Raw genomic sequence first — 13,518 nt, 5'->3', positions numbered from 1 at the left:
CTCTCTTCTCGAAGACGGATTTTGGAAGGACATCTTGCTCCGCCGTCTTGAGCAGGATTTTCAAGGGCGCGTTTCTGCTCGCCTTTGCTCAACTCGCCGGCACCGGGATCGCATCGGGGCAGGCCACGGAGCGCATTGCCGTCGACCCCCCGGTTGCCAATATCGAGCGTCTATCGCCGCGTGTCGGTGCGCCGGCGCCGACGGCGGCGGGAGCGCCGTCGCGAGCCGCGCCGGTCGCCGGCGGAGAAGCGGTGATCAACCTAAACATCCAATACACGGAGGCCAGGATCTATAATCCGGGGCGCAATCAATACGACTCGGTGAAATTGCGCTCGTATCGCGACGTCCGGGAAGTCGAGGCTCCGAAAGTCCCGTTCGTCGCACCGACGATAGAGATCGACCCCGGCGAGACCGTACGCATCACGCTGAACAACGACAAGCTGCCCGCAGACCCGCGATGCCCGCCGACCGATCCGGACGTCAACAATCCGAACTGCTTTAACCGGACCAACCTGCATGCGCACGGTCTGTGGGTCAGCCCCGCCGGCAACAGCGACAACGTGCTGCTGAGTATCAATCAGGGCGTCAGCTTTCAGTACGAGTACAACTTGCCGCCGGATCATCCGGCGGGAACATACTGGTATCATCCGCACAGGCATGGATCGACCGCGCTTCAGGTGTCGAGCGGCATGGCAGGCGTGTTGATCGTCCGGGGCAACCGCCCGCCGGGTCCGGATGGTCATGGCGACATCGATACCTTGCTGCGCAATAGCGATGGAGCAAAGTACCGCGAACGAGTCATCCTGCTGCAGCAGATCCAGTACGCGTGCCGGGATGCGAATGGGCAAATCAAGCAGGATGCCAACGGTCTCTACATCTGCGCCTCGACGGATGTCGGGGGGATCGAGGGCTATGATCAGTTCGGCCCGACTACGTGGCGGAAGTCCGGCCGTTACACCAGCATCAATGGTGAAGTGATCCCGACCTTTGCCGGCGCCCGTGCCGGTGCGATCGAGCGCTGGCGCGTCGTCCATGCCGGCGTGAGGGATACGGTCAATCTGCAATTCAAGAAGATGCGGGCGAACGCCGATCCCTATGCGGTGATTGCGGCACAACGGCAGGAGGACTGGGTGACGCGCAACTGTCCCGGCAACGATCTGCTGCCGCAATTCGCCTTCGCCGCCGATGGGTTGACGCGTTCGCAGGTCGTCGAGCGCTCCACTAGCACACTTCAGCCGGGCTATCGCGAGGACTTGCTCGTGGTGTTCCCGGAGGCCGGCGAGTATTGTGTGCTCGACGGAGCGGCGCCCGCCACCAGCACCGTGAACAGCCAGGTGAAGAGCCGTCAGTTTCTCGGCAAAGTATCCGTTGCCGCGGGCGTCGCCGTCGCCGATCCCAAGGCGTACGTCCAGGCGCAGCTCGTCGCGGCGGCGGAAAGCTTCATGCCCCTGTCTGCGCGCCAGAAGGTGCGCAACGACCTGACGAACGGCCTTCGCCTCGATTCATTCATCCCGCACGCCTCGATCGCCGATACCGATATCAAGCCACCGCAACGGGAAGCCAAATTCGAGATCGGGGCGGCGGGTTTCCAGATCAACGGCAAGCCTTACAAGCCGGACCGCATTGACCAGTTGCTGCCGCTCGGCGGCATCGAGGAGTGGAAATTATCCACCGTCAATGCGTTCGGACATCCGTTCCACATCCACGTCAATCCGTTTCAGGTCGCCAAGATCATCAAAGACTCCACCGGCCAGGATGTGAGCGTGAGCGGCGATGCCGACGAGCCCCAATATGCCAATCTGAAGGGGGTGTGGAAAGACACGCTATTCATCCGCCAAGGCTACACCGCCTACGTGTACACCCGCTATCGCCGCTACATCGGAGACTTCGTCTTGCATTGCCACATCCTGGATCACGAGGACCAGGGCATGATGCAGAACGTCCGTATCGGTATTCCCGACGGGACGGGTGGGATCGCGGCGGCACATCACGATCACTAAGCGCGACGAACGCCAAATGGATTGGAGAAAACTATGATCCGTGCCGCTCGTCCTTCTCTGACTCGCCGCGATCTGCTAGCTGCAGGGGCCGCGCTCGCGGCATCGCAGGCTTTTCCGTCCGGCGCCTCGGCCCAGACTCCAAAATTCCGCCGCTGGGAGATCACCGACCCGGCGATGCCTCCGCGTGTTCTTGCCAGCTACAAGGGAGGGATCACAAAGATGCTGGCCTTGCCGCCCACCGATCCGCGGAATTGGTATCGCAACGCGATCGTTCATCTCTTCGACTGCCCGCACGGCAATTGGTGGTTCCTGGGCTGGCATCGGGCCTATCTCGGCTGGCTGGAGGTGACGCTGCGCGATCTCTCTGGCGATCCGGAATTCGCCTTGCCCTACTGGGACTGGACCAAGACGCCGCGCGTCCCGGCGGCGATGTTTGACGATGTGCTCGATCCCAACAACGGCGCATTCATTCCGACCTTCCAAAAATTCAAAACGGCCTTCGAACCGGCCATCACGGCGCTCTATGCATCATTTTCGCCGGCACAGAAGGAGTTGCTGGCGCTCCGGCCGTTTCCATTCACCACGCCGGGTGATTTCTGGCAGGTCTTGCCGCAAGTGTTCTTCGACCAGCCGAGTGCGCGAGGTCTGACGGCGTCGAATCCGGATCTCGATTCCAACACGAAATTGTCAGTCGGGATGAGCACTATACGCAGCGCGTTGAGGACGTCGCAGTTTGCCGGCAGCGGAGCTACCGGTGCTCCGGCTGGCTTCCAGAGCGCGAAGGCCGCTAACCATAGCGGTGGCAGCATTAAGGGCATTCTCGAGAGCGGTCCTCACGACAACGTGCATGGCGCCATGGGCGGCGGCGGCGATGCCTTCATGATCTCCTTCTTCTCGCCGGTAGACCCCATCTTCTTCCTGCATCATAGCAATCTGGATCGGCTCTGGACGGTCTGGACGCGCCGGCAGACTGCGTTGGGACGTCCAATCCTTCCGCAGGGCGCCGATCTCACCGCCTGGTCCGACGAGAAGTTCCTGTTCTTCAGCAATGCAAAGGGCGAACCGGTCTCGCAAACCAAGGCCGGCGACTACGCCGCGACTGTGCTGTTCGACTACGACTATTCGCCGGGTTCGGGCGACGATCAGGTGCCTGCGCCGGGCCCCGTGGCCGAGGCTTCTCCGCAGGTATTTTCCGCCCGGGTGACTTCCGCAGCGGTCGGGGCGGCGACCGCAGCCGGCGGTATCGCCGACGTGCCGGCGGCTGCGCTGGCATCGAGTGCTTCCGCGGACAGCAACCCCGTCGTGGAGGTCACCCTGAACCTCGGTCATGACGACGCCGGCCGCCGCTTTCGCGTGCTGGTGTCCGCCGGTCCGGGCAGCGCACCGGTTGCGGCCGGCGCGATCACCGTTTTCGGCCATCCTCATCACGGCCCGGCCACGTTCACGGTGCCGCTGCCGGATTCGCTGGCTTCGGCCGCGACGGGGGCAACCGTTCCGCTCGATGTGCGTGTCGTGCCGATCGGGACTCCCCCTCGTCCCGCGGCGGCTCCGACTGCAGCCGCAGCGCCCGCACCACTTGTCAGCGCCATCCGAATTAGGACAGACTGACGACCGGATGCGAACTGGCTTGCCGACCGGAGTGCTTTTGATCTGCGCCAGCGTGCTGCTTGCGAGCCCGCTGATTGGGCAGGAGAGCGGCGTGATCGAATTGCAGGCGCTGCACCCGCTAGCGGCCGATGAAGCAGTCGAAATTCAGATCGTGACCGGGCCGTTGCCGCGCGGCGCCCGCCTGGAGGTTATGACCGAGCAAGGTGAACTCCTCGGGACAGTCAGATCACTTGGCATTCCGAATGCGCCCCGCGGCGAGACCGCCACGATTCCCGTACCACGGGCCGCTCTTGTAGAGGGGCGGTTGCGATTGCGCCTGCAGATCGTACAAAGCGGTGCCGCGGCGCGTCCAGCGCAGCCGAGCGAAATCCGGCACGTCAATCTCGTGACCGTGCCGGCAAGCCGCTAAGGCATGATGGATTAGCCTTAATTACTGCCGTGAAAGAGGTGTGCTCCTTCTCCGCTCAGCGTAGCGCTACGACCATGCCGGCGAAGCGACCGTTGATCTGCTTGAGGTGATCGAGGTCGAACGCAATCAGAGGAAGGCTGTTACCGCCGCGCAGAACCGCCTGAATTGCGCCGTAAGGCTGCGAAAAGCCTCACGCCGGGCGAAGCAAGCCGCGAGGGCTGCGGCAAATGCGCGCTTAAGATGAAGTGATTTGATTGCATCCTGGAATTGTATTAAAGTTGCCTGATTGCATAGAATGCTGATGTTTCCGGTTGGCCCGCGCAGTTTTGTTTTTGCCGGGGGGAAGACCCATGGCTTTCAATTGGCATCCCACGACGGCTCCAGTCCAGACACGCTACGACGACATCTGGTTCATCAGCCCGCAGATCGGGTGGGGTGTGAACAGTGCTGGCCAGATCGTGCATACCGAAGACGCTGGCACGACTTGGACGGTCCAGCACACGGTCGATGCCGATACTTGGCTCCGCTGCATGAGTTTCACGAGCCCGACCGACGGTTGGGTCGGCTCGATCACGCGGCGGCAGCGCCTGTGGAAGACGGAGGACGGCAAGACCTGGGTCGACATAACCGCTAGCCTGCCGCCACTGCCCAGCGCAATCTGCGGGATCTCCTCGCCCTCGAAGGGAGTCGTCTTTGCTTCTGGGACGCAATATCCGAATCGGGAAGCCGCGATTATGCACACGACAGACGGCGGCCAAACCTGGAATTCGATCTCTATGGCGGCCCACGCCAATCTTCTGATCGATACTTATTTTGTGGACGATCTGCATGGCTGGGTGGTCGGCGGCAACGGCGGGACCACCTACGACAAGTTGAAGCCCGTGATCATGTTCACCGCTGACGGTGGCAAGACCTGGGAAAACAAGCTGCAGAATTCCGGGATCGACTTCCCGACCGGCGAATGGGGCTGGAAGATCCAGTTCCTGACTCCGCAAGTCGGATTTGTGTCTTTGGAGAACGACACTGCAGCCGCAATTCTGAAGACGACTGACGGCGGCCAGAGTTGGAAGCGAATCCCGATCACCGATCCGCAGCGGAACGTGGAGTTGGAGGGGATCGGCTTCATTAATGAGAAGGTCGGATGGGTCGGCGGGTGGGGCCACGGCTTCACGTCAGGCAATCCAGATGGTACGACCAGTGGGACGATTGATGGCGGCGCGACATGGTTCGACGCCAACGGCGTCGGCCGTTTCCTCAATCGCTTTCGTTTCACCAAAACGGAACCGATCGTCGCTTACGCTTCCGGCGGAACGATTTATCAATGCATCGCGGCGGAAGGCGCCGCGCTGGCCGCATTGGCGGCCGCGCCGCGGATCGCGGAGCCGCCGATTCCAAAGGCGTGGGATACGCTCGACATCACCGCCCAGGTCCCTCAAGACGCAAGGCATCTGGCGATCACGATCTTCGATCCCAGGCAGACGCTGGTGAAGGTCGTGACGGACGAACGCACGCCACAATCGGGCGCGCGCACCTTCTCCTGGAATTTTAAGACCGATGACGGCGTGGATGCCGGCACGGGCCATTTCATGTACCGCATTCTTGTCGACGGCCAGCCGACAACTGGCATGATCGTCCGCCCAGCGCGCGCAACTCCCGACGCCCTCGGCGCGCAGGTCGCGGAGTTGATCAAGCGTTTCGCCCCCCGCGCCAAACGCGCGCATGACGACCTCGTACTTCCCGACGTCAACGGCAGGCCAGTATCACTGAAATCGCTGTTCGACATACCGCTGGATTTGATGGCCGCGCTTATCCGCGGCGGCTTGATCATTCCGGGCGAGCCCGATCGCAGCATGTTTGTGGTTGCGATCATCGGGACAGGGCCCATGCAGGGCGTGATGGCGCAGGCCGATATCCAGCTGCTGTCAGATTGGATTACGGCAGGAGCCCCGATCCCGCAAGCAATGAGCTAGTGGACTTCCCGAAGGATACCGGAAGGGGGTGAGCAATGTTTTACATGCTGCTGGTGGTAAATGCGGTCATGCGCCATCGTCGCTCCATCCATATCTTTTTGGTTTTCGCCGTTACATGGCTTGCATCGTCTTCTTCCGCTGTAGGCCAGTCAGCTACGAAACCAGAATACGGCCCCGACGGCAGGCTGAAAGCGCCGATCGATTTCGAGGGTTGGGTTTTTGTCGGCTCCAACTTGGGTCTTGCGTATAAGGAGGAGCTTCCGACTATGACCTCCGTCGAAGCCGCGCGCGCCGCCCCTCAACTCTTCCATAATGTCTACATCAATCCGGAGGCTTATGAGCATTTCCGCAGAACTAGGACTTTCCCGGAGCCGACGATACTCGTGATGGAGGTTTTTAGCGCCGCAAGCAAGGAGGCGGACGGCGTACTGTCGAGCGGGGTTTTCAACGGTGAACGGCGCGGGTTGGAGGTTGCTGTCAAGAATTCGGCGCGTCCCGACGGCCAGACGACGCCATGGGCTTACTACGATTTCAGCGACCAACAACGGTCGTCCAACATTCGCGAGTTCGCACCGGCATTTCCCGATCAGGTCTGCGAGAGCTGTCACCGGCAGCATGCCAGCATGGATAACGTCTGGGCGCAGTTCTATCCGACGTTGCGCAAACTCCTGAAGTGACAAATGTTGCATAGCGATTAACTGCGGAGGCTGAGATGCGGGACGACAATGGCAGATTGACGCGGCGCAACCTTCTCAGAACGACCTGCCAGGCGGGCGTTGCAGCCCTGCTTCCTGTCGGCCTCGGAAGTACGCCGGCCTTCGCCGCGATGCCGCAGCGCAAGAACATCGATGACCTCACGCCGACGGAGCTCGACAATTACAAGCACGCATTCAAAATTATTGTCCAACGCGGGCTCGCGTCAGCCACAGCCAAGGATGGCTACGTGTGGCAGGCAGCTCTGCACAATGATTTTGAGCGGGTCCGTCCAGACGGATCTATCGGCGCTTGTGAGCACCGCAACGAGCTTTTCTTTCCCTGGCATCGGGCGCATCTCGCTGGCTTCGAGGCACTGTTGCGCGCTGCGGATCCTCCGCGTACCGCCGACGTAAGCCTGCCGTTTTGGGACTGGACGAAGCCAGCGTCGGGGATGCGTTTTCCGACGGCCTTCGAGGACAGGACCTCGCCGCTATTCCATGACGGCCGCGCGCACGCGGTTACGCCTTTGACTCGTCGTATCCAGTGGGATGCGGACGAAATTAGAATCAAGATGGTGCAGGAAACGGATTGGCTCCTGTTCGCAGGTGAGCCGCTTGCGCCGGATGGATCGGGCGGCAGCTATGGATGGGTGGAGAAGGGGCCACACAACACCATCCACGGCGACATCGGCCCCACGATGGGAAATCCGGAGAGCGCATCTCGCGATCCGATCTACTGGTCGTTCCATGCATATATTGACCTCATCTGGGCGCGCTGGCAGCGTGTGCACACCAGTGCAACGTCTCCGCAACCATTCACGACGCCGAACACCAAAATCTGGGTCGAACCGTTCACTCCGGTGATGGCGGACACCGCTCAGACCGCGACAATGCCGGCCGGCTTCGCCTACGGTTACCAGTATGACTTCTCGATCGATGCGCCTGCCGTACCCGTCGCGAGCGCCGCCCGCACACAGCGGGATCTCGAGTCGGTGCAAGCTGGCCCGCGCATGACGACGACGGGCGCAGTGCGCGTTGCAGGCGAGAAGCGGCGAATCTTGCGTGTCCGCGACGTTGCGGTTCTGCCGGACACGACCTATGCGATTCGCGCCTATGTGCATCCGCCCGCCGTAAACATCTCGACGCTCGGCGAGCAGGAGCGCCAGCGCTATCTCGCTGACTCCGCGACAGTCTGGAAAGGGCACGGTCACGCGCATCATCCCACGAATGTGAACTTTGACATTACCAACGCCGTCACAGCGCTCGGGAACGAGTTCACCGTCACGCTGACCAGCGACGCTAAGCCGACTTCTGATAGTCAGTTCGAAAGTGCGCGCGCAAGCGCCAACGAGCGGATCGCACAGCGGCCACTCTGGGGCACTCTGTCACTGGAAGAGCGATGATGGCTGACCGACGCCCGCTATTCGAGCTGCACATCCTGCCGATGTTTCGCGCGCTTGACGCGATACACATGTTGCGGCTGCCACCCGCAAAGCGCGTGGACTTGGCGAGTTACGACGACTTGAAAAACAAGCATCAGGACGTCCTTGACTTCCTGAACGCGGCAAGTCCGATGCCGCCGAAGTCACATGGGGGGCCCTGGCCGAAGGAATGGATCGACTTGTTCACGCGTTGGAAGACGACCGGCTTCGGGCGGTTGATCAAGCCGACCGGCTCGAATTTCGATCTCGCCCTGACAGGACCGGACCGTTTCACCCTTAGTTGCGATGTTTTGCTACCTGATGGCAGCGCATCGGCCTGGTTCAGCATCATTCAGGCCACCGCAGACGCCCAGGTTTACGAGATCGTCCTTGAGCCGCCGGAAGGGGATTCGCCCGCTCCGATCACTATCACGATCGAGGAGCGGCTTCGCGGCCCGCTCACGACGAATGAAGTCGTAGTGCTGGATAGCGCCGGGCGACATGCGCTTGGCATTCCAACCAGCTAAGCCACACTCAAATGCGATTTCCGCGATAGCGCAGAATTCACTTCCGTTGAGCGTATAGCAGTGAGGAAGTTCAAACCCCTGCGCCCGCATCGACAATGCCGACGTCGTCAAATGCGGTCTGGACTTCTTTCACCTTTTGATCGCGGTGCCGATCGGACTGGAACAGCGACCTTGTCGCCAATATCGCCCCTCTCCTGCTGTCGATGAACTTGGAGGTGCGAGTTAGATGATTCACGAGCGTCGTGTAGAAAAGCCGTGCCACATCGGCAGGGGTGAATAGCTGCTCGTCGCCGGTCCTTGCGGTCAGAATGTTGAACGCCGCCTTGTTGTGAATGCCGCTGTTAGTGTGCACTCCACCGTAATCCTCGTCGATCGAAAAATCGAGTTAGTCGTCCATGTGAGCGGGCTGGTTGAAACGAGTCGGCTCACGAAAATCGCGAATTGGCAGCCCGGTTTCGGTGAGATCCTCACCCATCTCCCAATTCCAATTGTCGATGTTTGGGATGTGGCGGTTGGAAACAATGATCCCAAAGATGTCCGAGTAGGATTCGTTCAACGCGCCCGACTGAAATCGATATTCCAACCGCGCGGTTGAATCGGTCAAGCCATGCAGCAATTCGTGCGCGACGATGTCCAGGGCCGCCGCGTAAGAGCGGAACTGCCCATTGACCTGCCGCTGACCGTAGATCATCTGACCGGGGATCCAGGCGGCATTGCGCCACTCGCGCCCGCTGCGGGCCGCCAGCGGATCGCCTGGCTCCGAACATGCATTACGCAACGACCGCACAAAGTCCAGCTGCAGGAATTTCGTCGATTCGGCCACGCCGGCGGCACCCGGTACGAGGTCCTTGGCAGCCACCATTCCTATAAACGTCGCGGGTCGGCCGGCCGGATCAGCCGGTCCATTTGGTTTGAGACGATAAGGAACGGCATCGCCGCGCTCTTATGGAGAATCAGAGCTTTTGCGCGGTGGCGCGATAGCAGCGGGTTCGCATCATGAGGACGTAAGCCGATACCAACGCTCTCATTGCCTGCGCCAATTACTGCGGTGGCCGGTAGCCTGGTGGCATGCGACACAATGGCGCTCGCTCCCTCCACGGGCTTTACCACAAGGGCTTTGATGCCGCTGGATCAATGACTTGCCGCCGAAAATCCGCGTGTCTGCCTAGCGCATCATTACCACACGTTAAGGATGCGGACAGGTTGCGTTCAGAATCGATCCTTTAACCTTGGCGCGTGGTCCTCATACGCGTCGAGGGCAGCGGTATGAGGTTCAACACCGCCCTAATAGGATTGGCCATGGCCAAGCTTGGGAATAAGTCTTCTACCGCACGCATCTCGCATGACGCGCCGGCGTCACTCTCCCCCAACACTACCCCGCCAGTCGCGCGGATTTCGCACGATGCTGCGGCGCGCGCGCCGGGTGATGCCAGCGCGCGCATCTCGCATGACGCCGCGGCAATGGATGCCGTGGTCGTGCCGCTGTCCCGTGATGCCGCGGCGCCGCAGTCCGACGATGCTGTCGCGCGTATCTCCCGCGACACAGCGGCGACCGCAATGGACGATACAGCCGCGCGGATCTCGCACGATGCCGCTGTGATCGCGCCGGTCGAAGTTACGTCGCGCATCTCGCATGCCGCCGTCGTGACCGCTTCTGGCGATGCGGCAGTCGCCACTCCCGAGATCGCCGAAGCTTCGGCCGCCGCCCAAGCGGCGGCCGCGGTTTCGCCGCTCAAGCAGTTGCTTGCCTGGGCGAAGTCGGGTGCAAGCCAGCTCATCCGCAATCCGTCGGTCCGCCGGGGGCTGGTGTTGGCGAAGACGCTTGGCATCGCAGGTGTCTTGGCCGGTGGCATTCAGCAGGTCGCGGCCACCCACGCGCCGCAGTGGGTCGATCCGGCCGCCGAATACCTGTATCTGCGTCAGGATATGGCGGCGTTTACGAACGAGCCGGGCGACCAGCCCCCCGGCCAGGGCAAAATCAACACGACCACCAAGTTTAAGTATGAATTCCGCATCTCGAACCTCGATAGTGCCGGCGTGGTTCGTGGCCGCTTCCATGGCTATTCGGAGGACGGCAAACCCGATCCGCGCTGGTGGTACCTCACGGGCCGTTCGGACGGAAAGCGCGCCATGCTGACCTATCGCAACGAAAAGGGCGTGGTGATGGGCGAGTTGAGCCTCCTGCGTTCGAAGGATGGTTCGGTGTGGGCCGGCCATCTTGTCGGCATCGACCGGAGCATCTCAGACACGGACCTCGTGCAGAGCCCGATCATCGTTGCCCAGTCCGACTATGACTTGAACCGCCTGAAGTCGGATGATTTTCTGAATGAGAGCCCGGTGCTTGTGAAGGGCTACACGCACTAACACTTCAGCCTTCCACGTCGCGTGCACGTGTACGAAAATCAAAACCGGCGAGCGGTGACGCTCGCCGGTTTTTTTATCGCGGACTTGGCATCCACAATCAGGCGGCTTCGGTCTCCCCTCGCCGCTCGTCGGTATTCGGCTGCAAGCCATTCAGGTAATCGGCCGCGCGCTGCGGGTGCGATGAAGCGGTGAATATGGCGCGCTTGTCGTTCTTCAGCACCTTAATCCACAATCCGACTAGGCGGCGTCCCTCACCTCCGATGTCAATTCGAGATCAGCCGAAAGGAACGCGGCCCCGAGTTCGGCGACAAGTTCTTCCACCGCATACTCGCCGAAGCGCCTGCGGCCAGATTCGCCATTGAGACGCTGCTCATCGCGCGTCCAATGCGTTGTCTCGTGCGCGAGGGTCGCGCCAGCAATCCACGCTCCAGCTCGTAATCTAACTCTCCGGAGATCAGCGAATGATTTCCTGAGGCAACCCTGCAACCATTGCCTCGAACTCTTGTCGCCACGTCGCGATGATCCTCGAGGGAGGCGATTGTCCCCTCAGTTCAAGTGAGCAGACGCGCGCATGCTCTAACGATCTCCGCGCTGGGCCCGCCAAAGGATGGGCTCAAGGCGCTATCGCATTACCGCAAGCGCTCATCGCCCCGCAGATATCCGAAAAGCGAAGCGGCTTTCCCGAGAGGCATGCCTTATGGCTGCGTTGGTTACAATCTAGGTCAAGAGGACGGGCCGGGTGTTAGCCTTCACTACAGGGCAGATCTACGCCATCACCTCGCTCGAACCGCATCCCGCCTTTCGAGCGTTCCGAACAATCAACATCTTGACGCGGTTCGACCAGCTGCATCTTTCCGGTCAGGGCATTGATATGCTGGTAGCGCAACGGCCGATCAGCTCGTAAACCCAGGTAATCAATCAGAAAGTCATTCACCGCATGTCCTGCGGAGACCGCATTAAGACTGATCACGCTCGGATTAGGCTCCTCAACGCCATAGGCTTGGGCCTTTCGTTCCGCATCAGTCTTGGCCTCTTTCGCGAGGAGATTGGGATCGATCAGCTGATTGCACCAAAGACAACCCACACCAGGACGAAGAGGTCGAATAGCACTGGATGCATCGATGACTTGCCCCTGCTCATCGGCCCGGACTTTTGAGCCCAGCTGGACGGCTGGAATGAGATATTGGTGGACCAACGCGTTCACGACCAGGCGTGCCCGCATCGAGTCCGCCGCAAGGAAGACGTAGTCGCAGCCTTTGAGACGGTCCGCGACTGAAGCTTTCGCGACATCAGCATTGAAGTGCACAATATGCGCGGATGGGTTGGCCTGCTGGATCAGGCGTCGCGCCAGCTGAACCTTGGGTGTTCGATTTTCAGCATCGGCTTGCGATGCTCCGATCAACCGCGCGAGATTGGACGCTTCAACCGCATCGTCGTCAACTAGCGTGAAATAGCCAACGCTTGGGCGGGCCAGATATTCTACAAGAAGGCTACCGACCGCGCCGTGGCCGACCACCGCAATGTGGGCGCGCGACAAGGTCTTCTGGCCTACGCGGGCAAACATCCGAATCTGAAGATCATATTGATCGTCCGCAAACCCTGACGTGGATGGCGCAGGGACGGCGTGCCGATGCCGCCATCCTGGCGGCGCTGTCCGCCTGGGCTGCACCTAACGCCTCAGATTTTGTCAACGCGCCGTATCGCGCGAGCCAGCCGGAACCGATGGCGCAAATTTCCAGCCTCTTGCGGGCTGATCCGGCCCTGGACGCGGAGGCCGGAGAGGCAGTTGAAGCATTCGTCCGCGCAGCCTACGATCGGCCGAAAAAATCACTCAGGTAAGTCGCTACGTCAGCATTTGAGCTGCCATTGGCGGCTTTCAGCTGCCCGCAGACGCCTCTTCTCGACAGCCTTGACGATGTCGGGAATCACGTTCTCGTCCATCTCCTTGAGGAATTCCTGCAGCAGCTTGGCGTCGACGGGCGCAAGCCCCTGAAGCACTTCAGGTCTTTCATTGGTCTTATCGTCTGCATCGCCAGCCATCGTGATCTCCCTGAAGTCTGATGGGCTTTCCATCCTTCGATAGGCTATTTCGTCTGGGTCGGCCGCAAGTTGCGGTCCATCCGCGAGAACCTGCATGACCGGCATCGACAAGTTTCAGGCCACCCATTCCGGCAATGGTCTGGCCAAGCTTCTTGTCGAAAATCAGCGCACGATCGCGGCCGCGGAACAACCAGAAGGGCATTGCCTCGCGCAAGCTGGTCCTGGCGTCGATGACCGCAGGCGCCTCACAAGGCGGAGGTGTAAGCTACGAGTTGACCTTAATCAAATCTCAGCGGCCGAGTTTTCCTGCACTCAATACAACAATAACCGCAGGCCGAATACGCCGCGTCGCACGCCGCACATAAGCCAGATGTAATCCCCAGCTTTCACGCGCCGCTCGTCTCCTGTACAACATCCTGAACGTAACGGGCAATCGTCCTTTCACTTAACTACCGATTGCGCACGGATTTCAGACCCGCGCCCC

General features: G+C 60.8%; 11 protein-coding genes and 2 pseudogenes. 9 read left to right on the top strand and 4 right to left on the bottom strand.

The window, feature by feature from the left end; genetic code table 11:
* Window positions 1-47 precede the first annotated feature (47 nt).
* The 7 genes from ABIA40_RS02055 (at window position 48) to ABIA40_RS02025 (ending at window position 8,630) form a co-directional block, all read left to right on the top strand.
* Window positions 48-2,000: a multicopper oxidase domain-containing protein gene (locus tag ABIA40_RS02055; protein ID WP_404538690.1), complete on the top strand. Its 1,953-nt coding sequence runs from the start codon at window positions 48-50 to the stop codon at window positions 1,998-2,000.
* A 219-nt stretch (window positions 2,001-2,219) separates the two neighbouring features.
* On the top strand, window positions 2,220-3,608 hold the full coding sequence (locus tag ABIA40_RS02050; RefSeq protein WP_404538687.1) for a tyrosinase family protein: 1,389 nt from the start codon (window positions 2,220-2,222) through the stop codon (window positions 3,606-3,608).
* A 19-nt stretch (window positions 3,609-3,627) separates the two neighbouring features.
* A complete protein-coding gene (locus tag ABIA40_RS02045; RefSeq protein ID WP_404538684.1) occupies window positions 3,628-4,017 on the top strand; it encodes a hypothetical protein in 390 nt (129 codons plus the stop codon).
* Window positions 4,018-4,367: 350 nt separating this feature from the next.
* Window positions 4,368-5,987, top strand: a complete 1,620-nt coding sequence (locus ABIA40_RS02040) for a WD40/YVTN/BNR-like repeat-containing protein (RefSeq protein ID WP_404538681.1) — start codon at window positions 4,368-4,370, stop codon at window positions 5,985-5,987.
* A gap of 35 nt (window positions 5,988-6,022) precedes the next feature.
* Complete coding sequence (locus ABIA40_RS02035) at window positions 6,023-6,664, top strand: cytochrome P460 family protein (RefSeq protein WP_404538678.1); 642 nt, start codon at window positions 6,023-6,025, stop codon at window positions 6,662-6,664.
* A 35-nt stretch (window positions 6,665-6,699) separates the two neighbouring features.
* On the top strand, window positions 6,700-8,085 hold the full coding sequence (locus tag ABIA40_RS02030) for a tyrosinase family protein (protein ID WP_404538675.1): 1,386 nt from the start codon (window positions 6,700-6,702) through the stop codon (window positions 8,083-8,085).
* A complete protein-coding gene (locus ABIA40_RS02025; protein WP_404538672.1) occupies window positions 8,085-8,630 on the top strand; it encodes a hypothetical protein in 546 nt (181 codons plus the stop codon). Before ABIA40_RS02030 ends, ABIA40_RS02025 begins: the two co-directional genes overlap by 1 nt.
* A gap of 70 nt (window positions 8,631-8,700) precedes the next feature.
* On the opposite strand, the pseudogene ABIA40_RS02020 reads toward ABIA40_RS02025, so the two are convergent.
* Window positions 8,701-9,492, bottom strand: a pseudogene (locus ABIA40_RS02020) (M4 family metallopeptidase).
* 437 nt (window positions 9,493-9,929) lie between these two features.
* On the opposite strand from ABIA40_RS02020, the gene ABIA40_RS02015 reads away from it, so the two are divergent.
* Window positions 9,930-10,994, top strand: coding sequence for a hypothetical protein (locus ABIA40_RS02015; RefSeq protein ID WP_404538670.1), 1,065 nt, complete (start codon window positions 9,930-9,932; stop codon window positions 10,992-10,994).
* A gap of 97 nt (window positions 10,995-11,091) precedes the next feature.
* Here the strand turns inward: ABIA40_RS02015 and ABIA40_RS02010 are convergent.
* The 3 genes and pseudogenes from ABIA40_RS02010 to ABIA40_RS02000 all read right to left on the bottom strand — a co-directional run.
* A pseudogene (locus tag ABIA40_RS02010) lies at window positions 11,092-11,405 on the bottom strand (zincin-like metallopeptidase domain-containing protein); the annotation flags it as partial.
* 331 nt (window positions 11,406-11,736) lie between these two features.
* Entirely contained in the window at window positions 11,737-12,663 is a 927-nt protein-coding gene (locus ABIA40_RS02005; RefSeq protein ID WP_404538667.1) for a HesA/MoeB/ThiF family protein, read from the bottom strand.
* A 179-nt stretch (window positions 12,664-12,842) separates the two neighbouring features.
* On the bottom strand, window positions 12,843-13,130 hold the full coding sequence (locus tag ABIA40_RS02000) for a hypothetical protein (RefSeq protein WP_404538664.1): 288 nt from the start codon (window positions 13,128-13,130) through the stop codon (window positions 12,843-12,845).
* On the opposite strand from ABIA40_RS02000, the gene ABIA40_RS01995 reads away from it, so the two are divergent.
* On the top strand, window positions 13,129-13,410 hold the full coding sequence (locus tag ABIA40_RS01995; protein ID WP_404538662.1) for a hypothetical protein: 282 nt from the start codon (window positions 13,129-13,131) through the stop codon (window positions 13,408-13,410). The genes ABIA40_RS02000 and ABIA40_RS01995 overlap by 2 nt on opposite strands.
* Window positions 13,411-13,518 lie beyond the last annotated feature (108 nt).

It is taken from the genome of Bradyrhizobium sp. USDA 223, from assembly GCF_044909005.1.
Lineage (GTDB): Bacteria > Pseudomonadota > Alphaproteobacteria > Rhizobiales > Xanthobacteraceae > Bradyrhizobium > Bradyrhizobium yuanmingense.
The sequence above is the reverse complement of the archived record's forward strand: the minus strand, read 5'-3'. Positions and strand labels throughout refer to the sequence as shown.